General features: G+C 67.8%; 21 protein-coding genes. 15 read left to right on the top strand and 6 right to left on the bottom strand.

The window, feature by feature from the left end; translation table 11 throughout:
* The first annotated feature begins 77 nt into the window (after positions 1-77).
* Both ACWDU1_RS08155 and ACWDU1_RS08150 read left to right on the top strand, forming a co-directional pair.
* Positions 78-1,349, top strand: coding sequence for an MFS transporter (locus ACWDU1_RS08155; protein WP_449996664.1), 1,272 nt, complete (start codon positions 78-80; stop codon positions 1,347-1,349).
* A 7-nt stretch (positions 1,350-1,356) separates the two neighbouring features.
* Entirely contained in the window at positions 1,357-2,625 is a 1,269-nt protein-coding gene (locus ACWDU1_RS08150; RefSeq protein ID WP_449996663.1) for an FAD-dependent oxidoreductase, read from the top strand.
* Positions 2,626-2,695: 70 nt separating this feature from the next.
* Here ACWDU1_RS08150 and ACWDU1_RS08145 read toward each other — a convergent pair whose 3' ends face one another.
* Together ACWDU1_RS08145 and mftR2 are read right to left on the bottom strand one after the other, a co-directional pair.
* Positions 2,696-3,751 carry a 2Fe-2S iron-sulfur cluster-binding protein gene (locus tag ACWDU1_RS08145; protein ID WP_449996661.1) on the bottom strand — a complete coding sequence of 352 codons (1,056 nt, stop codon included), beginning with the start codon at positions 3,749-3,751 and terminating at the stop codon, positions 2,696-2,698.
* A 66-nt stretch (positions 3,752-3,817) separates the two neighbouring features.
* A complete protein-coding gene (gene mftR2 / locus ACWDU1_RS08140; protein WP_357424269.1) occupies positions 3,818-4,468 on the bottom strand; it encodes a mycofactocin system transcriptional regulator MftR2 in 651 nt (216 codons plus the stop codon).
* A 436-nt stretch (positions 4,469-4,904) separates the two neighbouring features.
* On the opposite strand from mftR2, the gene mftA reads away from it, so the two are divergent.
* The 4 genes from mftA to mftG all read left to right on the top strand — a co-directional run bounded on the left by mftA (position 4,905) and on the right by mftG (position 9,597).
* Complete coding sequence (gene mftA / locus ACWDU1_RS08135) at positions 4,905-5,003, top strand: mycofactocin precursor MftA (RefSeq protein WP_449996682.1); 99 nt, start codon at positions 4,905-4,907, stop codon at positions 5,001-5,003.
* Between the two features lie 15 nt (positions 5,004-5,018).
* Positions 5,019-6,524, top strand: a complete 1,506-nt coding sequence (gene mftC, locus ACWDU1_RS08130) for a mycofactocin radical SAM maturase (RefSeq protein WP_449996659.1) — start codon at positions 5,019-5,021, stop codon at positions 6,522-6,524.
* Between the two features lie 194 nt (positions 6,525-6,718).
* Complete coding sequence (gene mftF / locus ACWDU1_RS08125; protein ID WP_449996657.1) at positions 6,719-8,119, top strand: mycofactocin biosynthesis glycosyltransferase MftF; 1,401 nt, start codon at positions 6,719-6,721, stop codon at positions 8,117-8,119.
* A 14-nt stretch (positions 8,120-8,133) separates the two neighbouring features.
* Positions 8,134-9,597: a mycofactocin dehydrogenase MftG gene (gene mftG, locus ACWDU1_RS08120; protein ID WP_449996655.1), complete on the top strand. Its 1,464-nt coding sequence runs from the start codon at positions 8,134-8,136 to the stop codon at positions 9,595-9,597.
* A gap of 730 nt (positions 9,598-10,327) precedes the next feature.
* Here the strand turns inward: mftG and ACWDU1_RS08115 are convergent.
* Positions 10,328-10,948 carry a hypothetical protein gene (locus tag ACWDU1_RS08115; protein WP_449996653.1) on the bottom strand — a complete coding sequence of 207 codons (621 nt, stop codon included), beginning with the start codon at positions 10,946-10,948 and terminating at the stop codon, positions 10,328-10,330.
* Between the two features lie 189 nt (positions 10,949-11,137).
* Between ACWDU1_RS08115 and ACWDU1_RS08110 the strand changes: the two genes are divergently transcribed.
* Complete coding sequence (locus ACWDU1_RS08110; RefSeq protein ID WP_449996651.1) at positions 11,138-11,791, top strand: Pr6Pr family membrane protein; 654 nt, start codon at positions 11,138-11,140, stop codon at positions 11,789-11,791.
* A 41-nt stretch (positions 11,792-11,832) separates the two neighbouring features.
* Here ACWDU1_RS08110 and ACWDU1_RS08105 read toward each other — a convergent pair whose 3' ends face one another.
* From ACWDU1_RS08105 to ACWDU1_RS08095, 3 genes are all read right to left on the bottom strand, one after another.
* Positions 11,833-12,054, bottom strand: a complete 222-nt coding sequence (locus ACWDU1_RS08105) for a hypothetical protein (RefSeq protein ID WP_449996649.1) — start codon at positions 12,052-12,054, stop codon at positions 11,833-11,835.
* The gene (locus ACWDU1_RS08100) at positions 12,051-12,275 is read right to left on the bottom strand and encodes an Rpn family recombination-promoting nuclease/putative transposase (protein ID WP_449996647.1); all 225 of its coding nucleotides are present in this window, start codon (positions 12,273-12,275) and stop codon (positions 12,051-12,053) included. The genes ACWDU1_RS08105 and ACWDU1_RS08100 overlap by 4 nt, the downstream gene beginning before the upstream one ends.
* A 137-nt stretch (positions 12,276-12,412) precedes the next feature.
* Positions 12,413-13,339, bottom strand: coding sequence for an oxygenase MpaB family protein (locus tag ACWDU1_RS08095; RefSeq protein ID WP_449996645.1), 927 nt, complete (start codon positions 13,337-13,339; stop codon positions 12,413-12,415).
* Between the two features lie 270 nt (positions 13,340-13,609).
* Here ACWDU1_RS08095 and ACWDU1_RS08090 point away from each other — a divergent pair, with 270 nt between their 5' ends.
* The 8 genes from ACWDU1_RS08090 to ACWDU1_RS08055 are packed head-to-tail and all read left to right on the top strand — an operon-like array spanning position 13,610 to position 20,398.
* Positions 13,610-13,834, top strand: coding sequence for a hypothetical protein (locus ACWDU1_RS08090; protein WP_449996643.1), 225 nt, complete (start codon positions 13,610-13,612; stop codon positions 13,832-13,834).
* Positions 13,834-14,049 carry a hypothetical protein gene (locus ACWDU1_RS08085; protein ID WP_449996641.1) on the top strand — a complete coding sequence of 72 codons (216 nt, stop codon included), beginning with the start codon at positions 13,834-13,836 and terminating at the stop codon, positions 14,047-14,049. Before ACWDU1_RS08090 ends, ACWDU1_RS08085 begins: the two co-directional genes overlap by 1 nt.
* A complete protein-coding gene (locus ACWDU1_RS08080; RefSeq protein WP_449996639.1) occupies positions 14,046-14,903 on the top strand; it encodes an MlaE family ABC transporter permease in 858 nt (285 codons plus the stop codon). Before ACWDU1_RS08085 ends, ACWDU1_RS08080 begins: the two co-directional genes overlap by 4 nt.
* 1 nt (position 14,904) lies before the next feature.
* On the top strand, positions 14,905-15,768 hold the full coding sequence (locus ACWDU1_RS08075) for an ABC transporter permease (RefSeq protein ID WP_449996637.1): 864 nt from the start codon (positions 14,905-14,907) through the stop codon (positions 15,766-15,768).
* A gap of 7 nt (positions 15,769-15,775) precedes the next feature.
* Positions 15,776-17,266, top strand: coding sequence for an MCE family protein (locus ACWDU1_RS08070; protein ID WP_449996635.1), 1,491 nt, complete (start codon positions 15,776-15,778; stop codon positions 17,264-17,266).
* Entirely contained in the window at positions 17,266-18,288 is a 1,023-nt protein-coding gene (locus tag ACWDU1_RS08065) for an MCE family protein (RefSeq protein WP_449996634.1), read from the top strand. The genes ACWDU1_RS08070 and ACWDU1_RS08065 overlap by 1 nt, the downstream gene beginning before the upstream one ends.
* Positions 18,288-19,301 carry an MCE family protein gene (locus tag ACWDU1_RS08060; RefSeq protein ID WP_449996633.1) on the top strand — a complete coding sequence of 338 codons (1,014 nt, stop codon included), beginning with the start codon at positions 18,288-18,290 and terminating at the stop codon, positions 19,299-19,301. The genes ACWDU1_RS08065 and ACWDU1_RS08060 overlap by 1 nt, the downstream gene beginning before the upstream one ends.
* Entirely contained in the window at positions 19,298-20,398 is a 1,101-nt protein-coding gene (locus ACWDU1_RS08055; protein ID WP_449996631.1) for an MCE family protein, read from the top strand. Before ACWDU1_RS08060 ends, ACWDU1_RS08055 begins: the two co-directional genes overlap by 4 nt.
* Positions 20,399-20,512: the final 114 nt, after the last annotated feature.

Here is a 20,512-nt window from a genome sequence, read left to right as displayed (position 1 = left end):
CGCGCGGTTGCATTGTGGTCGGCACCACAGTCGCGCAGCCGGCCGCAGTGCCGCAGCTTCGCTCGAAAGGATCTACGGTGACCGCGTTATCCACCGCACCGCCGTCCACCCGGTATCGCTGGGTCGTTCTCGTCCTCTGCTGGGCCGCCTTCACGATGACCTCGGTCGATCGCGCGACCTGGGGTCCGGCGGCGGGTTCGGTCGGCGACGACCTCGGGGTCGCGGTCGCCGGCCTCGGGGTGTTCGCCACCACCTACTACATCGGTTACGTCATCTCGAACCTGATCGGCGGATTCATCGCCGACTGGATCGGCGCCCGGCTGACCGTCGGGGCGAGCATCCTGCTCTCCGGCGGGTTCATGCTCGCCTTCGGCGAGGTGGACAGCCACGGGCTCGGACTGCTGTTCCAGGCGTGTATCGGTTTGTGCGCCGGGGCCGAGGTCGGTGGCGGGGTCAAACTCATCACCAGCTGGTTCCCGCCCCGGCGGCGCGGGTTCGCGATGGGCGTCTTCATGACCGCGACCTCCCTCGGCCTGGTCGTCGCGAACGCGGTCGTGCCCAGGCTGATCGAGTCGCACAGCTGGCGGACCTCCTACCACCTCTTCGGGTTCACCTCGATAGTGATCGGGCTGTGCTGCCTGGCGCTGCTGCGACCCGGTCCGCTGACCGAGGCCCGCCCGGAAGCCGGCGGCCGGCCGAACCTGCGACCGCTACTGGGCAACCGCGGCCTGCTGCTCTTGGCGCTGGCCGGATTCGGCGCGCTGTGGGGCACCTACGGTTTCATCACCTGGTCGAATCTGCTGATGGTCAAGGGGGTCGGAATCGATCCGGTGCGGGCCGGCACCGTCGTGGTCATCTTCGGTGCGGTCGCGGTGTTCTCGAAGCCGCTGGTGGGCCTGGTGGGTGACACGCTCGGCCTGAGCCGCCGACGGCAGTGCATCGCGATCCTGGCCGCCTTCGTGGCCTGCCTGATCGCCTTCGGCTTCGCCACCACCGCGACCCAGTTCCTCTGGATCGCGCCGTTCCTCGGCATCAGCGCCTACATCTACAGCCCGGTGATGATGGCGATGATCCCGACCCTGTCCGGCCCGGAACTCGCCGGAACGGCGTCGGGCGGAGTGAACGCGTTCTGGCAGCTCGGCAGCACCATCGTGCCCGCGGTGGTCGGGCTGGTATTCGGCGCGACAGGGTCGTTCCAGCTCGTTTTCCTCGTCCTCGCCGCGGGCCCGCTGCTGGCGATCGTGCCCCTGTACTTCATCCGCGGCGCCGACAGCCGGGAGCCCACCGGAGCCGCGACCGCGCGACCCGGCGACGGCCCGCTGATTCTCGCCACCCCCGGAAAGGCCTGATTCCCGAATGACATCGAGCAGTACCCACTACGACGTGATCGTCGCGGGCGGCGGCTCCGCCGGTATCGCGGCCGCGGCCGGCGCGGCCCGGGCCGGTGCGCGCACTCTGCTGATCGAGCGCGGCCCCTGCCTGGGCGGGGCCGCGACCCTGCGCAACGTCGTCACCTACTGCGGGCTCTACACCCGCGACGATCCGCGGCAGGTCGTCTTCGGTATCGCCGACGAGGTGGTCTCCGGGTTGCGGGCGCGCGGCGCGGTGACCGAACCGCGAAAGTTCAACGCGGTCACGGTGGTTTTCGACCCGGAGAGCGTCAAGGTCGTCCTCGACGATCTGTGCCGCGCCGCCGGGGTCGATATCCGGCTGCACAGTCTGCTCATCGGCGCCGATACCGCCGGCGATCACATCACCGCCGTCGAGGTCGCCGACCACGAGGGCGTGCACCGGTTCACCGCCGGTGCGTTCGTCGACGCCACCGGCGATGCCGATCTCGCGCACCGGGCAGGTGCCGAGATCCGCTACGGCACCGACGGCCGGGTCCAGAACGGCAGCCTCGGTGTGCGATTCGGAGGTATCGCGGCGGACGCCGAGGTGACCGTGCGCACCGTGGGCGAGGCCGTGCGCGCCGCCAAGGCCGCGGGCACCGGCGGACTGCTCGCCGAATCCGGGCTGGTGGCCCGGATGCCGGTATCCGGCGATGTCATCGCGTACCTGGTGGACGCGGGCTACGACGCCCGCTCCGCGGCCGACACCAGCCGCGCCGAGATCGACGCCCGGCGCCGGGCGCAGGCCTATCTGGAGGTCGTCCGCACGATCCCGGGCGCCGAGCACGCCTATATCGTCACCACCGGTCCGGAACTGGGCACCCGGGAGTCCCGGCACATCATCACCCGGCACCGGCTGAGCGAAGCCGATATCCTGCGCCCCGGCAGCACCGAGCGGGCCGTCGCGATCGGTGCCTGGCCGATGGAATACCACCCGGGTCCCGGTATTCCGTCCACCTGGAAATTCATCGGCGATCCCGGCTTCTATCCCATCCCGCTGGATTGCCTGCGCAGTATCGGCACCGCCAACCTGTTCGCGGCCGGCCGGACACTCGACGGCGACCGTCAGGCCGGTGCGTCGCTGCGGGTGATGGGTACCGCGTTCGCCACCGGTCAGGCGGCGGGGGTCGCGGCGGCCCGGCAGGTTCACACCGGCCGCGCCACCACCGCCGATGTGCGCGAGGAGCTACAGCGACAGGGCGCGCGGCTACCCGAGCCGATACCCGCGATCTGAGGTCCGTCGCGTCACCGGCCGGTGGATACGCGGGGTTCCACCGGCCGCGCGGCGGCGCCGGCCGGGCCGGTCAGAACTGGATACGCAGGTGGTCGGTGACCGGGCGGGCCTGGCAGCCGAGGATGTAGCCGTTCTCGATGTCCTCGGGGTCGAGGATCTCGGCATTGTCCATCTCGACCTTGCCCTCGAGCACTGTGCACGCGCAGGATCCGCATTCGCCTTCCTGGCACGAGTACGGGACGTCGATGCCCTTGTCGAGCATGATGTCGACCAGGGTCTGTTTCCGCGGCCAGCTCAGGTTGTGGGTCTCGCCGTCCAGCTCGACCTCCACGGTGGCGGCGTCGGCGGCCTCCTCGTCGGAGATCTCGGCGGGCGCGGTATCGGCGAAGGGGTCGCCGGCCAGCGAGTTGAACACCTCGGCGTGGGTGCGGTTACGGGGGACGCCCAGCTGGGCCAGTGCCTCGTGCACGCCGTCCATGAACGGTTTCGGGCCGCACATGAAGGCCGCGTGCGCGGTGTAGGGCCGGGTCAGCTCGGCGAGCGCGGCGACGGTGGGCAGGCCCTGCAGGGTTTCCAGCCAGTGGATGACGGTGAGCCGCTGCGGGTGCTTCGCGGCGAGTTCCCGCAGCTCCGCGGCGAAGATCACCGATTCGTCGTCGCGGTTGGCGTAGACCAGCACGATCTTGCCGCTGCCACGGTCCAGGGCGGATTTGAGAATCGACATCACCGGGGTGATCCCGCTGCCCGCGGCGAAGAGCAGCAGGTCGTCGTCGAGATCCTTGGGCGTGAACACACCCGAGGGCGGCAGCACCTCAAGTTCGTCGCCCGCTTTGATGTTGTCGCACAGCCAGTTGGAGCCGTAGCCGTCCTGGGTGCGCTTCACCGTGACCTTGGGCAGGTCGTCGGTGTAGGGGGAGCTGGCCAGCGAATAGCAGCGCGCCACCGACCCGGTGCGATCACTGGGGATGCGCAGGGTCAGGAACTGGCCCGGCCGATACGCGAACTTCTCCCGCGCCTGCTCGGGGATCTCGAAGACCAGCGAGCTCGCGTCGGTGGTTTCCGCGATGACCTGAGCGACCCGCAATACGACGGATCGCGAGCCATGGGGCACTTCGACGGTGGTCATCTCGTCCTCTCGACACTGGTAGCCGGCGGCCTCCAGCCTACGGCAAAACTAGAACGTGTTTCAATTTTAGCCTATGCCGGCGGACCGTTGGTGGACGAGCTGACCCTCCAGCCCGGCGACGAGCACGCCGACGCCGAAATCGTAGGAGTACTTGCCGCGCAGGTCGGGCAGGTATTCCATTGCGCGGGCAACTCGCTCCGGCATGACCACATCGGGTGGGGTGTCGAGGTTGCGGGGATTCACCCGGCGACGGCCGAACAGGTAGGTGTGAATGGTCGCGTAACCGGCCAATACGTTGCGGTCGTCGAAACCGGCCTCGAACAGGATCTCCATGATCGCGGCGATCAGATCGAGCTGCTTGCCGAGCATCTGCTCGATCAGCACGTCACCCAGGCCGGGGTGGCGGCGCAGCCGCTCGTCGATCTGGGCCAATAGGTCCACCAGCCGGTCCTGCCAGGTGCCCGATTCGGGCGGCGGTTTACGCACCCCCGCGAGCGCGGCCGTGGCCACGAGGTCCAGCAGCTCTCGCTTATCGGCCACGTAGTAATAGGGCGCCATGGGCGAAACACCCAGCTCGCGCGAGAGCCGGCGCATGGATAATTTCTCCACCCCGTCGGCACGGACCACCCGCAGCGCCGCCTCCACGATCTCGGCCTCCGACAGGGTGCTCCCGTTACCACCCCCGCCCCCGCTGGCCTGCATTCGCACGACTCCCATTGCCACCTCAATACGCCGGGCGGCATCCGCCCGTCACGTTCTGTTCAGCTGCTTTGCCCCACGCAGTCTAGGACGACCCTGGATAGGGCTGTGACCGGAACCGGTGATGCGGACGCGCATGGCCGGAGCGAAGGCGGAGGTACGCCTATGACGACGGCGGATGGGGCTGTGACCGGAACCGGTGATGCGGACGCGCATGGCCCCGGCGAAGTCATTACCGGGAAACTGTTCCATTTTGTCAGTGAATGACGTTATGGTGTGACGGTGGTCGCATCGGGCGATCGCAGCGCCGGCACCGTGCCGTGGCTCACCGGCGGCCTCCGGCGAGGTCGCGGCGGCCCGGGCGGCAGCCCGTCGGCGCAGGCACCAATCTGTGGAGGTAGCCATGGCGGACAACCGTTCCTTCGGACCGGCCGGAACCGATCAGCGCGGTCCGATCGGCACTGTCGACAACCACGCGGCCGACGAAGCCCCCGTCATCGAGGAAAGCCTGGTCGAAGAGGTTTCCATCGACGGCATGTGCGGCGTCTACTGATCGGCGGGAGCCGGAATGCTGGATCTGGAAACCCGCTGGCAGTTGCATCCCCGGGTGTCGCTGCGTCCCGAGCCGTTCGGTGCGCTGCTCTACCACTTCGGTAATCGCAAGCTGTCGTTCCTGAAGAATCCGCGGATCGTCGAGATCGTGCGTTCGCTGCCGGGGCATCCCTCGGCCCGCGCGGCCCTGCGGGCCGCCGGTATCGCGGACTCGGCGTCCGGACCGTATGTGAAGGCCCTTGCCGGTCTGGCCGACTCGGAGATGATCCGGCCCGCACCGGCGGCATCCGTGCCGGCGGTGCCCGAGCCGTTCGCCGGCGTCGGCCCGGCCGATCCGGCGGTGCGACTGGTGGACCGCTTCGAATCCGGGCTGGCGGCACCGATCTGCCTCACCTGGGAGCTCACCTACGCGTGCAATCTCTCGTGCGTGCACTGCCTGTCCTCCTCGGGCCGGCGTGATCCGCGGGAGCTGAGCACCGAACAGTGCAAGGCGCTGATCGACGAATTCCAGAAGATGCAGGTGTTCTATGTGAACATCGGCGGCGGCGAACCCACGGTGCGCCCGGACTTCTGGGAACTCGTGGATTACGCGACCGCGCACCAGGTCGGAGTGAAATTCTCCACGAACGGCGTCCGGATAACGCCCGAGGTCGCGAAACGGCTCGCCGACAGCGATTACGTGGATGTGCAGATTTCGCTGGACGGGGCCGATGCCGCGGTGAACGACGCGGTACGCGGGCCCGGTTCCTACGATATGGCGATTCGCGCGCTCGAGAATCTGGCCGAGGCCGGTTTCCGGGACGCGAAACTGTCGGTGGTGGCGACCCGCCACAATATCGACCAGCTCGACCAGTTCCGCGAGATCGCCGATCGTTACGGCGCCACGCTGCGGCTCACCCGCCTGCGCCCTTCGGGCCGGGGCGCCGATGTCTGGGATGATCTGCATCCGCTTCCGGAACAGCAGCGCACCCTGTACGACTGGCTGGTGCGCAACGGTGACGGCGTGCTCACCGGCGATTCGTTCTTCCACCTCTCCGCCTACGGTGAGGCCCTGCCGGGCCTCAACATGTGCGGGGCGGGCCGGGTCGTCTGCCTGGTCGATCCGCTCGGTGACGTCTATGCCTGCCCGTTCGCGATCCACGAGCGGTTCCAGGCCGGAAATATCGTCACCGACGGCGGTTTCGAGACGGTGTGGCGGGAATCGGAACTGTTCGCCGAACTGCGGGAGCCCAGTGGCGGCGGAGCCTGTGCGTCCTGCGCGCACTACGACTCCTGCCGGGGCGGCTGTATGGCGGCGAAGTTCTTCACCGGGCTGCCGGCCGACGGGCCGGATCCGGAATGCGTACAGGGCTACGGCGAAGCGGCCCTCGCCGACGCCGGTCGTATCATTCCGCGTCCGGCGGTGGACCACTCGCGCAAGAGTGCCCCGCGCCGGTCCCGCTCCGGTGGTCCCGTTCCGCTGACGTTGCTGCCGCCCGCGAAACGTCCGGCGCGTGCCTGTGACGAGAGCCCGCTCGTGTGAGAATTGTTGTCCGAGACCGCCCGGAGCACCGATTGCCGAATCGTTGCTCCGGGCGGTTTTCCATATCCGTGCTATCGGTTCGGTGACCTATTTCATGTTCACGCGCGCGGTCGCCGGGGGAATTTCTCCCGATCGGCCCACTTTTTCCCGGACTGCTGATGTCAGCCGTCGAATCGGCAGTTACCATCCGTGGAATGCGCCATGATCGCCTGCCCGACGGATTCGGGGTGCGGATCGACCCACGGGTACGCGCATACTCGGGGGGACGCATCCTGATCGGAGGTTCACCCGCGCGTTTGCTGCGCCTTGCGCCCGAGGCCGCCGAGATGATCGGCGACGGCTATCTCGAGGTGAACGGCCCGCAATCGGCGGTGGTAGCCAGACGGCTACTGGACTCCGGTGTCGCCAATCCCCGGCCCCGGCTGCTGCCTTCGCCGGAGGACGTCACGATCATCGTCCCGCTGCACAACAACCCCGGCGGTCTGGACCGCCTGCTGGCCGCGCTGCGCGGGCATACCGTCATCGTGGTGGACGACGGGTCCGACGAACCGGTTCACGTCGCCGACGAGCACGGTCGCCGGTGTGAGGTGAAGGTGCTGCGGCACGAGCAGCGCCGCGGGCCCGCCGCCGCGCGCAATACCGGTCTGCGGGAGGCCACCACCCAGTTCGTCGCGTTCCTGGACTCGGATGTGGTCCCGCGCAGTGGCTGGCTCGAGGTGATGCTCGGGCATTTCAGCGATCCGCAGGTGGCGTTGGTCGCGCCGCGCATCGTGGCACTGGATCCGGAATCGAACACCCTCGCGCGCTACGAACACGCCCGCTCCTCCCTCGATCTGGGCCGCCGCGAATCCGCGGTGCATTCGGGCGGTGTGGTGTCCTATGTGCCCAGTGCGGCGCTGCTGGTGCGGCGCGCGGTCCTCGAGGCCGAGGGCGGTTTCGACGAGAACATGCATGTCGCCGAGGATGTCGACCTGTGCTGGCGGCTGGAGCGGTCGGGCTGGCGGCTGCGCTACGAACCGGCGGCCCATGTCGCCCACGATCACCGGGTCTCCTTCCGCGACTGGTTCCGCCGCAAACTCTTCTACGGCACCGGCGCCGCGCCGCTGAGCGAACGGCACGCCGGAATGGTCTCGCCGCTGCAGATTCCCAAATGGACGGCGGTCTCGGCGCTGTTCCTGGCGACCCGCACGCGGTGGGGGCTACTGGGCGCGCTGCTGACCCTGCTGATACCGCTACGCCGCCTGCGGCTCGCGTTCGCGGGCGTGGACAACCCCACCGGTATCGCGGCCATCTACGTCGCCCGCGGGTTCTTCGCGGGGCTGTGGCGGCTCGCCTCGGCGATGTGCCGGCACTACTGGCCGGTCACTCTGGCCGCGATGCTGTTCTCCCGCCGCATCCGCCGGATCGCGCTGAGCCTGGCGGTGGCCGAGGGGATGGTCGACTGGTACACCCACCGGGAGGCCGGCGGGCTGGACCCGCTGCGCTATATCGCCTTCCGGCGGATCGACGATATCGGGTACGGCACCGGCCTGTGGCTGGGCGCGTTCCGGGCCGGCAGCCCGGCCGCGTTGAGACCCACCGCGCCCCCGCGGTAAAGGGGCGGCCGGCCGTGGTGGAGACACTGATCATCGGTGGTGGGACGGCCGGTTGCGTGCTGGCCGCGCGACTGAGCGAAGACCCCGGGCATCGGGTCCGGCTCGTGGAGGCCGGGAACCATTGGGCCTCGGCCGCCGAATTCCCGGCCGAACTCTCCGATAGCGCCGGGCTGCCGGTCGGGGACGACGCGTCGTGGCTCTGGCGGTATCCGGTGCTGTTCGCGCCCGGGCGCCCCGGCCGGATCGTACGGGGCCGGGGGATCGGCGGCTCCGGCTCGGTCAACGGCTGCTATTTCATCCGCGCCGCCGCCCGGGATTTCGCTGCCTGGAGCCGGGAGGCCGGGACGCGGGCCTGGGATTTCGAGGATGTGCTGCCGTATCTGAGGGGTCTGGAGAACGACCACGACTTCGGTGACCACCCCGGCCACGGCCGCAGCGGTCCGGTACCGCTGCGGCGGATCACCCGGCCGTCACAATTGGTGAGCGAATTCGGGGCGGCCTGTGTGGATCTGGGATTCGGCGAGGTCGCGGATTGGAACGCGCTGCCCGGCGGTCCGGAATCGGGGGTGGGGCCGGTGCCGTGCACGGTCGGCCCACCCGACGCGTCGGGCCGGTATCAGCGCATCGGCCCCGCGCATTCGTATCTGCTGCCCGCGCTCTCGCGGCCCAACCTCTCCGTTCGCGGCGATACCTCGGTGCTCCGGCTGCGGTTCGACGGAACCCGGGTGGTCGGGGCGGACTGCCTGTCGGGCGGGGGCGTCGAGACCATCCACGCCGACCGGGTGGTGTTGTCGGCGGGGGCGATCGAATCGGCGGCCTTGCTACTGCGTTCCGGTATCGGCCCGCCCGCCGACCTGGCCGCTCTCGATATCCCGGTGGTGGCAGAGTCGCCCGTCGGGCAGTGGGCCACCGACCATCCCGAGATCGGGATCGACTACCGGCATCCGGCACCGTCGGAGGGTGTGGTCCCGGTCGAATACGTGCTGGAATTCGACGATATCGAGATCCGTCCCTACACGATCGCCTTCACGCCCGGCGCGCACCGGATGGGTGTGACCCTGATGCGTCCCACCGGCACGGGCAGTATCCGCCTGGCGTCCGCGGATCCGCTCGCGGCGCCTCTCATCGAACACGGATATCTCGTCACGGCCGCCGATCGCGCTCGGTTACGCGAGGCGGTGGAGCTGGCCGGCAAGATCCTCCACTCGATGTCGGCGCGGCCGGTGGGTGCGGCGGCGCCGGGCGCGATCACCGACGAGTGGCTGCACGACCGGCTGGAGACCTCGCAGCATCTATCGGGTACGTGCCGGATGGGCCGCCCCGACGATACGCGGGCCGTGGTAGACGAACGCTGCCGGGTGCACGGGGTGGAGGGACTGTCCGTGGTGGACCTGTCGGTGGTCCCGGTGCCGCTGAGCCGGGGCCCGCAGGCGACCGTGGTGTTGCTGGCCGAACGCGCCACCGCGGATCTGCGTTGACACACCGTCGTTCCCGGAGCGCCGTCGGTACATCGGGCGCGGCACCATTCGATACACACGTTCGGTGATGTCGCGCTAACCGTTGGCGAACGCCGGTGTGGGACTTTCGCCCCGACCTGGTGTGATCCCGCTGTCCGGTTGGCGCGACCACCGGCCCTACGGTATTTTCCTCCGGTGCGATTCGCGGGGGCGGTGGTTCGGCCCGCTCGTGCGGGCGGCCCCGCGGCTTGTTCGCGAAGCGCCGCAGCAGTGGCATAGTCGTTTGCTATGGATATGCCCTCACTGCCCGCGTCGGGGTAACCGGTGTGGTAGGTGAGCTGTATCGGTCGGGGGTACAGCTCACCGGGGTGGTTCCCGAAATATCAAGCGGCGTCACGCAATATTGCGTCTCCATTTTCGACACCCCGGCCCGATCTCCCGGCGTTCGGGCCGCGAACCAGTACTCTGGTCCTTCGGGTGGCCCGCTGCGGCAACGTGATCCGGGCACCCGGGAATCCGCACCCGGCGCCGGACACGGGGAAGGTACGGCGCCGGTGCGGAAGATCCAGCGAACTCTCCGCGATCGCGGAAATCTCCGAATTCTCGTCCGGGCGCCCGGGCGAGGTGACGACTGCGGTCGCGGCCGACCACCGTCGATGGCCGCGTGGGTGGCGGACCATCTGGCATATTCCGTATCCAGTCGGCTCATAAAAAGATGTGCCGTTGAATAACGGCACATCTTTTAATGAGTTCAGCGGGCGCTGCCGGTGCCCGGAAGACCGGGGAATCCGGGCAGTCCCGTGACCGGCAGGGTCAGCGGCGGCAGGCCGGGCAGCAGCGCCGGCAGCGACGGGAGCAGGCTCGGCGGCGCCGGCGGAATATAGGGGTTGGGCATATTCCAGCCGCCGTGCGGGGGGCCGCTGCGGTTGTTCTCGTGGTTCCGGGTGACCGGCGTGTCGTGATCGTCGTCGCGGTCGTTGCCGTACCCGGCGTGCGAATCGCGGTCCTCGCGACCGTTGCCGCCGCTGTTGAACTGGTCGTTCCAGCCGTCGTAGTTCTGCCGGTTGTGGTCGCGATATCCGTAGTTGCCGTTGTCGTCCCAGCCGTAATCGCCGTTGTCGTAGCCGATGCCGTTGTCGCCGATGCCGTTGTGGCCGACGCCGTGGTCGCCGGAACCGTAGCCGTGATCGTGATCGTTGCCGAAGCCGCCGAAACCACCGGAATCGCTCGAATCGTGGGAGTCGCTACTCGAGGAGGCCGGGTCGGCGAGGGCCGTGCCGGCGATACCGGCGAGTGGGGTCAGGGTGATGACCGCGATCGCGGCGATTCGGGCGGCGATACGTCGGGTGCGCTGGGCCGGGGTTCGGTTCATCGGTGGGGTCCTAACTGATCACGTCCCGGTGGGCTCGCGGGGCGGTGCGTGGATCGGAACAATGATTACCGTACCGCTATATAACGGTACATTCAATAGGTGGAGTGATTTTGCTGACAAGAACGAGGCGGCGGACCCGATGGGCCGCGCATGCGCGGCGCCGGTCGCCTCCCGTGTGATCATCTGGGCATGGCTGCTGATGCGGGCACGGCGAATTGGCTGCGGATCGTGCGGATCGGGGTGGGGATCCTCGGCATGGTGGCGCTCGCGTGGATCCCGATCCGCGACTGGGGCGCGGAGACCTTCTCGGTCGCGAACTACTTCAGCTACTTCACCATCCAGTCCAATGTGCTGGGTGTGGTGGTGCTGCTGACCGGTGGTCTCGCCGACCCGGATTCCCGGCGCTGGCAGGTGTTACGCGGCGCGAGCACCCTGTATCTGGTGATCACCGGGGTCGTCTACGCGACCCTGCTCGCGCATCTGGACGTGATGCTCTCCGACCGCTGGATCAACGATGTGCTGCACCGCGTCCTGCCCGTCGTCCTGCTCGCCGACTGGATCCTGGCGCCCCGGCGGCTCGGTATCACCCCCGGGCTCATCGGCGCATGGCTGGCCTATCCGGCTGCGTACGCGGCCTACACGCTGCTACGCGGTCCGTGGGTGGACTGGTATCCGTATCCGTTCCTGGACCCGAGGACCCAGGGGTATCTATCGCTGGCGCTGGGGCTGGTTGTGCTCACCGTGGTGTTCGTACTGCTCGCCGTGGCGGTCGCCGGTATCGGTGACCTCCGCTTCCGCGGGCGGGCGGCGACGCGCAGCGACCGCAGCGTCTCGGAGATCTGACCGGAGCTCCCGGTCCGGGTGCGGAGCCGGGCGAAGCCGGCTCAGTCGAACACTTCGTCCAGGGTGGCTGCGGTCAGGACGCGGGCGGTCCAAGTGCGAACCCGGTCGTGACGGCCCGCGCGGACCGCCTGGGCGGTGGCCGCCGGGAGCGGACCGAATTTGAGCGTAAGCAGTTCGATCAGCGCTTCGGCGCGGCCGCGTGCCTCTCCACGGGCCTCGCCGCGTGCTTCTCCCTCGGCGCGGAGCCGTTCGGCGGTGGTCATGAGTGCCTCCTTGGCTCCGGGTGCGGTACAGCAGGTCGCGTTGGCGCGAGCGCAGTTCCGCCGAGACGGAAACGACCGGGTTGCCGATGTAGCCGATCCCAGTCGATCCGCGCCGTGATGTCTTTCGGTAGTGCGACGCGCAGTTCACACGCGGCGTCGGCGGGGCGGCCGAGGACGTGGCGGAAGTACGCGTCGTGCGGGTTCGACGGGTTGGCAGGCACCGCGCGAAGTTACCGCGGGGTGCCGACACGAATGGTGAGGTGCCGCAGTGTCTTCGGCCTGTTGACTCGCCTTTGACCGATGTCGGAAGTGCTGTGGCGAGTTCGGTGCGGCGGGCAAGGACGGTGCCCTACCCGGTTCAGATGAGGTTCTTCTGGCGTTTGATGCGGCGGCGGATATCCATCATGAGGGTGTGGCTGCCGCCGTGGCGCAGGAAGCGGGGGATGAAGCGGTTCACGAAGCCGACGAAGAGGAAGAGGTTCTCGAAGCGGCGTTGGTCGGCGGCCGACCATTCCACCTGCATCTGCTCGCGGAAATGGGGCGCGAGGAATCCGATGGTGAGGAACCGGAGCAGGCCACGGAAGGGGATGCGCAGGTACCAGTGGATCATCCGCAGGTCGAGCAGGTCGTTGAGATAGGAGCGGACGAAATCGTCGAGTACCGCGTCTTCGCAGGCCTTGTTCCAGTACTCGTCGAATTCGGCGCGGGTGGCGGGCCACATATCCTCGGGTACCTGCAGGGTGGTGCCCAGTGAGGACGAGGAGCGATAGAACGCCTCGTTCTGTTCCGGGCTCATCCGGCCCGACAGCAGCTGGTAGGTGTCCTCGAAACCGATGTAGAGGCAGGCCGCCACCCATAACTGCAGTTTGCGGTCGAAGGCGTTGTATTTGACCGGAGCGCCGGGCTCGGACCGTACCTGCCGGTGGGCGACGTTGACGGCCTCCCGGAACGCCTTCTTCTCCTCCTCGTCGCCGAGGATGGCGACGGCCAGGTACTGAGTGGTGGTGCGGGCGCGTTTCCACGGGCGCTTCATCAGCGAGCCCGATTCCACCTTGCTCTCCGCGACGCCGTACCCCACACCGGGATTGGCCATCTGCATGATCACGTTGGCGGCGGCACCGGCGAATTGCCAGAAGTCGAGGGCGTCGGTGAGGCGGAGGGGGCGTTTGGTGAGCGCCCGGTGGGTGGTGGCGATCCGGATGCGGGTCTGCTCCGTGGTCAGCGGCGGGCGGCTGCCGGAGCCGGCGGGCGCTGTGGGTTGCCAGGAGTGTGCTGCGGCGGTCATGGGCATCCTTCCCCGGGGATCAGATGTGTCCTAAGTTACTCTAAATTCTAACGACAGTCACTTGGTATCAATGAACTCTGGCTAACTTAGTGCCCTGGTTTCGGCATGGGAAATGTACCTAGAACAGGTATCAAGGCCTGATCCAGTGGCACCAATCTTCCGCAAAACCTTTCGGCAATGCAGGAATCGTGCGTAACATACGGCTCCGACCAACCGTCTCAGACGTTCCAGCGGGGTGGGACACGGCGGCGGTCAAGGAAGGAGCGCGACATGCTCAAACGGCTGGATCGGATTTTCAGCTACGAGATGAAGGTGTCCGAGTTCGTGGGCACCTTCATCATCCTCGGCATTCCCTACGGGCTCATCGGAATCGTCTGGTCGCTCACCCACACCTCGCATCTGCGTGAGATGCACGGCCTGGACGTGATCATCTCGTTCCTCGGCTCGATCGTGTGCTGGCCGGTCCTCACCTTCGCGAATGTGTCGATGACCTGATGATGGCGCTGGTGTGGCTCATCGACATCGTGGTGATCGTCGTCAAGATCCTCGGTGGGCGGACGAAAGTGAATCCGATACTGCGCTTCGGACTCTGGCTCGCGCTGCTGTGTGTGATCGCCGCCGGTATCGCGGCCGTCGGTACCGGGCTGGTGCTGCTCCAGCAGTACCTCACCGGTGATCTCGATACGAGCGGTCCGGTGCTGCCGTGGTGACCACCGAAACGGGCAGGCCGCAGGACCGCACCGACCTGGAACAGGCCGTCGACGACCTCAAGGGCCTATGGCAGCGCCACCCGCAGCGCTCACTGGAGACCCTCGGACGCCAGGTGACCCTGGGCCGGCAGGCCGTGGTCGAGACGGTGAAATCCATGGCCGCGCGCCGGTTCCCGTTCGCGGAATTCGTCAAACAGTGCGCGTTCATGGCGAACGTCTCGGCCGCGCCGACGATATTCGTCGCCATGCCGATCGCGGTCGTGGTGTCGATCCAGATCGGTGCGCTGGTGAACCAGGTCGGCGCCACCACCTTCATCGGCGCGGTCGCCGGGCTGGGCATCATTCGGCAGGGCGCGCCACTGGTGACCTCGCTGATGATCGCGGGCGCGGTGGGTTCGGCCATCTGCGCCGACCTGGGGTCCCGCACGATCCGCGAGGAGATCGACGCGATGAAGGTCATGGGGGTCGATCCGGTCCGCAGGCTCGTTGCCCCCAGACTGGTCGCGGCGGTGCTGGTGAGCATGCTGTTGTGCGGGTTCATCGTGTTCGTGGGTTTCGCGACCGCATACATGTTCAACGTCTACGCGCAATCGGGTACGCCCGGTTCGTTCATCGGCTCTTTCGCCTCGTTCGCCGTCGCCAACGATATGGCCGTGGCACTGGTGAAATCGGCGATCTTCGGAGTGCTGACCGCGATCATCGCCTGCGATGTGGGCCTGCACGCCAAGGGCGGCCCGGGCGGCGTGGCCAACGCGGTGAACTCGGCGGTCGTCTCCTCGGCGCTGATGCTGTTCGCCACCAACATCATCATCACGCAGGTGTACAACACCGTCTTCCCGACGAAGGTGATCTGACGTGGGCACCCGGTACACCCCACCGGCTCTCAAACCGGTCCGCATGGTCGCCTCGGCGGCGGCCGCGCCCATCGAGGCCAACCGCCGGCTCGGGCACCAGGCCATCACTTTCGTGCAGGCGTTGGCGGCGGTGCCGTTCGTGTTCAAGCACTACCGCAAGGAAGTTCTGCGCCTCACCGCCGATGTCGGCTGGGGCAACGGCTCGCTGGTCGTCGGCGGCGGCACCGTCGGCGTGGTGATAATCCTGTGCGGTTTCGGCGGGATCACGGTCGGGATGGAAGCTTTCAGCGCACTGAATCTGCTCACCATGGGCCCGCTCACCGGCGCCATTTCCGGGTTCGCCACGACGCGGGAGTTAGCGCCGATTCTTGCCACCCTCGCGTTCGCGATCCAGGCTGGCTGTAGATTCACCGCCCAACTCGGCTCCATGCGTATCGCCGAGGAGATCGACGCGCTCGAATCCATCGCCATCCGGCCACTGCCGTATCTGGTGACGACCCGGATGATCGCGGCGACGCTGACCATCATTCCCCTGTACAGCGTGGGTCTCGCGGTCGCGTACCTGACCACGAAGCTGTCGGTGCTACTGCTGGGCGGCACCTCGGCGGGGACCTACGACCACTACTTCTTCCAATTCCTGATCGGCCCCGACCTGTTCTTCTCGTTGCTGAAGGTCGTGGTGTTCGTGCTACTGGCGACCTATATCCAGTGTTACTACGGCTTCTTCGCCGCGGGCGGGCCGGAAGGTGTCGGCGTGGCGGCCGGGCAGGCGATCAAGATGGTGATCGTCGTGATGGTGTTCGCGAATCTGTTCTTGACACTGGCGATCTGGGGTATCGACCCCGGCTTCCGGATCTCGGGGTGAGGCGTCGATGATCATCGATCACAGCGGCCGGGGGCCGCGACCGTGGCATATGTCGATGGCGGGCGTAGCGATGCTGACCCTGCTGGCGGTACTGCTGGGGCTGCTGGGCCTGCGCTACACCGGGCACTTCGAGGACCGGGTGCCGGTGCGGGCGGTCCTGACCAGCACCGGTGACGGCCTGCCGGAACGCGCGGATGTGAAATTCCGCGGCATGGTGGTGGGCGCGGTGACCGACGTGGAGGTGGTGGCGGCCGGGAAACGGCAACAGGTCGCGATCGACCTGGATTCCCGTATCGCGCCCACCATTCCGGACAATGTGACCGCGCGGGTGGTGCCGAACAACCTGTTCGGGGTCACCGGTATCGAACTCGTCGACAACGGTGTCGCGCCCGGGCGCCTGTCCGAGGGCGCCGAGATCGCCGAGGACACCAGTGCGGGCACCGTGCAGTTGCAGACGACGCTCACCGTGCTGCGAGATGTGCTGACAAAGATCCAGCCGGAGAAGCTCGGCCGGGTGCTGGCGACCTTCTCCGAAGCGCTCGATCCGGGGGCGCGGGCCCCGGGCTCCACCATCGAACGGCTCGACACCTGGGTGACCGAGGTCCGCCGGATCCAGGGGGTCGGCGATCTGCTCGGCGACCTGGGCCGCGCGACCACCGCGCTGAGCCGATCGGCGCCCGAACTCGTGGGCGTGCTGTCGGAATCGGTGACCACCGCGCGGACGCTGACCGAACGCCGGCAGAACCTCATCACCATGCTCGCCAACGCCGGTGGGGCGGTGGATTCGGTGAACGGCCTGTTCGCCCGGAGTCCCGATGCGGCCAAGGAGCTGGTGCCCGGGCTCGACGGCCTATTCGGTTCGCTGGCGCGGGATCCGGACGCGATTCCGACCGCTGTCGCCAACCTCAATGCCGCGCTCGGGAAACTGTCCAGTGCCTTCAATTGGGGCCCGCAGCGGCAGATGCGCTGGAGTCTGGACGTCTCGTTCACGCCGTTCCAGCAGTACACCGCCGAGGATTGCCCCCGCTACGGTGAGATGGCCGGTCCGCGCTGCGGCGGCCCGTCCGTTCCGCAGGTGGCGCCGGTGCAGGAGTACCCGCCGAACCTGCTGCCGGGCTGGGTCGAGGGCGCGGGGCCGAAACCGCAGGCGCCGGCCGCACCCGCGCCGGTACAGAGTCCGGCGCTCCCGGGTCTGCCGGGCCTGCCCACGCTCCCGGGGCTGCCGGCCATTCCGGGAATCACCGCGCCGCTGTTTCCCGTCGCCCCGGGAACTGCCGCCGCCCCGGGAACCCCCGCGGTTCCCGGCGCGCCCGCCACTCCGGGAACATCCGCTGTCCCCGGCCCACCGGCTCCCGCCGGCGCTCCGATCGCCCGGCTACGCGGTCATGCCGCCGTGGCCGCGCTGCTCGGGCGCGAACCCACCACCGCCGAACTGCTCCTGCTCACCTCGGTGCTGGCCGGCGGCACGATCGACGTCTACTCGGAGGGGGACGCCTGATGCGTCTGGCGCGCACGATCACGGGATTCAGCCTCTTCGCTGTGATCGCGATAGTGCTGACCTACACGATCTGGTCCACACTGCAGCGGTCGGTGCCGGGCGAGACGGAGACCTACTCGGCCACCTTCACCGATGTGATGGGTGTGCGGGTCGGCGACGATGTGCGGATGGCCGGGGTACGGGTCGGCCGGGTCGACTCGCTCGAATTCGAACCGGATTACAAGGCCCGGCTGGTGCTGCGGATCGAGGAGCGTCAGCGGCTCACCGACACCACCAAGGCGCTGGTGCGATACCAGAACCTGATCGGGCAGCGCTATATCGCGCTGCTCCCGGGCGCCGAGCGCGGCGCCGAGATGGCGCCGGGCGCGCATATCCCGGTGGACCGCACCGAACCGTCCTTCGATGTCTCGGCACTGCTGTCCGGGTTCGAACCGCTGTTCAGCGTCCTGCAACCCGATCAGGTGAATTCGCTGTCGGACACCCTCATCCAGGCGTTGCAGGGTGACGGGGTGTCGCTGAGCGCGCTCATCACCCAGGCGGCCGAACTCGCCGAGACCTTCGGGCAGCGCGACGAGATCCTGGGCGCGGTCATCACCAACCTGAGCAGTGTGATCGCCGGGCTGGCCAACCGCAGTGCGGAACTGGAGACACTGATTACGCAGACCAGAGGTTTGATGGACGCGCTGTACGCCGAAGGAGAGACGCTCAAGAGTTCGGTGGATCAGGTGGCCACCGCCACCGATTCGCTGACCGGCCTGATCGCCACGGTCAAACCGGATATCGCGCTGGCCCAGAACGAGGCGACCACCGCGGTGGAGCTGCTGCTACTCAACGGTGCCGCGCTGGATCAGGCGGCGGTCGAACTACCCAACGTGCTCAACGGATTGGCCAGGTTCACCGGGTACGGCGCCTACGGCAACGCCTATATCTGCAATCTGGACGTATCCCTGTGGGGCGTGCTGTTGCCGCCCGGACTGTTCTCCCAGATCGGCGGGAACTCCCAGTCGGAGGTGTGCCGCTGATGGCCCGGTTGCGATTTCCGAGCTACGCGAAGAACCGGTTCCTGTGGCAGGGCCTGATCGCCGCGGCCGCCGTGGCGGCGTTGCTGGTGGGATCCAGTGTGCTCTCGCAACTGCGGCTCACCGATAAAACCGTGACGGCGGAATTCCAGCAGGCCGCCGGGATGCGCCCGGGCGCCACGGTCGATGTGTCCGGAATCGAGGTCGGGGAGGTGCGCGCGGTCCGGCTCGCCGGCGACAAGGTCGAGGTGGTGATGAAGATCAGCCGGGATATCCGTCTCGGCACCGATGCCCGCGCCGCCATCAAGATGTCGACGATCCTGGGCCGCCTGCATATCGAGCTCGTGCCCGGAACGGGGCCGGAATCGTCGGACGGCCGGATCCCGCTGGAGGCCACCACCGTTCCGTACAACCTGGCCAAGGTCATCCAGGATCCGATGTACAAGTCCTCGTTCGAACGCATCGAGCGCATCGACCCGGACAAACTACGGCAGGCGCTGGACGCGTTCTCACAGCAGATGGGTGATTCGCCGGAGCTGGCCGTGACCGCCCTCGACTCGATCGGATCCCTCGCCGCGGTGATCAACGCCCGGCGCGACGAGGTCGACACGCTGCTCAAGGGTATGGACCAGGTATCGCAGCTGGTCGCCGACAACCAGAACAGCGTGCTCATGCTGCTGACCCGCGGCGAAGCGATCGGTAACGCGGTCGCGATGCGCCAGGACCTGCTGCGCCGGCTGCTGGACAACGTGGCCGCGCTGTCGGGACTGCTGCGGGATATGGGTGTGGAGAACAACGAGCAGCTCGGCCCCCTGATCGCCAACCTGGACACCATGACCCAGGGCCTGGAGAAGAACAAGGACAACCTGGACCGCCTGTACGAGGTCATGCCGGTCGCCCTGCGGCAGTTCAACAACGTGATCGGTAACGGGCCCTACGCCGATGTGTGGGCGCCCTGGTTCCTGCCGGACAACTGGCTGTGCTTCGCGCAGGCTGTGGAGGGGTGTGGACAATGAGCCTGCGGAGGATCGCACGGCTGGTGGCGGTCGGTATCGCCGGTCTGTGCGCGGCCGGGTGTTCGATACTGCCGGACAGTATCGCCGGGCTACCGGAACAGTATCTGGGTGAGAACATCCGGGTCAGCGCCGATTTCGAGAACGTGGCCGGGCTGTACGCCGGTAACGAGGTCGCGGTCCTGGGGGTCCCGGTGGGCCGGGTGGAGACCGTGACCCCGCGCGGCAGCTACGTCGAAGTCACCATGTCGCTGAGCAAGGATGTCGCGGTGCCCGCGGACGCGATGGCCGCGCTGATCTCCCCGCAGCTGATCACCAACCGGCACGTCGAACTCGCCCCCGCCTACACCGGGGACGGGCCCAAACTCACCAACGGGATGCATATTCCGCTGGAGCGGACCAGGGTCCCGGTGGAACTCGACCGGATCCTGGAGAACTTCGATCAGCTCGGCGCCGCGCTCAAAGGCGATAACGAGGCCGGTCCGCTGGCCAGCCGGGTGCTGTTCCCGCTGCTCGAGGGCAACGGCGACCGGCTGCGCGAAACCCTCGACGATCTCTCGGCGGCCTTCGAGGTGACCTTCGCCAACAAGGACCAGATCGCCAACACCATCGTGAAACTGAACGAGATCACGCAAGTGGTGGCCCAGAACGATCAGACGGTCCGGGATTTCAGCGCCCGGCTCACCGAACTCGTGCAGTTGATGGGCGAGCAGTCACCCGGTCTGCACGCGGTGCTCATCCAGCTCAACGATTTCGTCGCCAACACCTCGACGGTGGTGGGGCAGAACCGGGACCAGCTGGCCGGGGCCCTGCAGCGGTTCGTCACCATTTCGGCACAGATGCGGGCCAACGCCCGCGGTCTCACCGAACTGGTCGATATCGGACCGTTGTTCTTCGAGAACCTCGCCAACGGGGTCAGTCACGAACATCAGGCGTTCCGGGTGCACGCGCTACTGGACAAGGCACTGCTGGACAACGAGGTCCTGTCCACGTTCTGCGAACGGATCCAGATGCGCTCCGACGGCTGCCGCACCGGCCGGCCGCAGGATTTCGGCCCGGACTTCGGTATCACCGCCGCACTGTTGGGAATGACGCAGTGATGTCGGAGCGGCTCCGCCGCTCGAGGGTGGGGCCCCGGGGGGTCCGGTTCTTCACTCCCGGCGGTCGGTCGCTGCGCTCCCTCCCTCTGGTCGCTCCAGAACCGGGCGGGCCCC

The sequence above is a fragment of the Nocardia sp. NPDC003345 genome (assembly GCF_053589395.1).
Note: the sequence above shows the minus strand (reverse complement) of the source record. Positions and strands in the feature narration are given on the sequence as shown.

Bases quoted from the DNA above. Each gene is read 5' to 3' on its own strand.
- ACWDU1_RS08150 (WP_449996663.1), top strand. From the start codon at position 1,357: ATGACATCGAGCAGTACCCACTACGACGTGATCGTCGCGGGCGGCGGC.
- ACWDU1_RS08145 (WP_449996661.1), bottom strand. From the start codon at position 3,751: ATGACCACCGTCGAAGTGCCCCATGGCTCGCGATCCGTCGTATTGCGG.
- mftR2 (WP_357424269.1), bottom strand. From the start codon at position 4,468: ATGGGAGTCGTGCGAATGCAGGCCAGCGGGGGCGGGGGTGGTAACGGG.
- mftC (WP_449996659.1), top strand. From the start codon at position 5,019: ATGCTGGATCTGGAAACCCGCTGGCAGTTGCATCCCCGGGTGTCGCTG.
- mftF (WP_449996657.1), top strand. From the start codon at position 6,719: ATGCGCCATGATCGCCTGCCCGACGGATTCGGGGTGCGGATCGACCCA.
- ACWDU1_RS08115 (WP_449996653.1), bottom strand. From the start codon at position 10,948: ATGAACCGAACCCCGGCCCAGCGCACCCGACGTATCGCCGCCCGAATC.
- ACWDU1_RS08110 (WP_449996651.1), top strand. From the start codon at position 11,138: ATGGCTGCTGATGCGGGCACGGCGAATTGGCTGCGGATCGTGCGGATC.
- ACWDU1_RS08105 (WP_449996649.1), bottom strand. From the start codon at position 12,054: ATGACCACCGCCGAACGGCTCCGCGCCGAGGGAGAAGCACGCGGCGAG.
- ACWDU1_RS08095 (WP_449996645.1), bottom strand. From the start codon at position 13,339: ATGACCGCCGCAGCACACTCCTGGCAACCCACAGCGCCCGCCGGCTCC.
- ACWDU1_RS08090 (WP_449996643.1), top strand. From the start codon at position 13,610: ATGCTCAAACGGCTGGATCGGATTTTCAGCTACGAGATGAAGGTGTCC.
- ACWDU1_RS08085 (WP_449996641.1), top strand. From the start codon at position 13,834: ATGATGGCGCTGGTGTGGCTCATCGACATCGTGGTGATCGTCGTCAAG.
- ACWDU1_RS08070 (WP_449996635.1), top strand. From the start codon at position 15,776: ATGATCATCGATCACAGCGGCCGGGGGCCGCGACCGTGGCATATGTCG.
- ACWDU1_RS08065 (WP_449996634.1), top strand. From the start codon at position 17,266: ATGCGTCTGGCGCGCACGATCACGGGATTCAGCCTCTTCGCTGTGATC.
- ACWDU1_RS08060 (WP_449996633.1), top strand. From the start codon at position 18,288: ATGGCCCGGTTGCGATTTCCGAGCTACGCGAAGAACCGGTTCCTGTGG.
- ACWDU1_RS08055 (WP_449996631.1), top strand. From the start codon at position 19,298: ATGAGCCTGCGGAGGATCGCACGGCTGGTGGCGGTCGGTATCGCCGGT.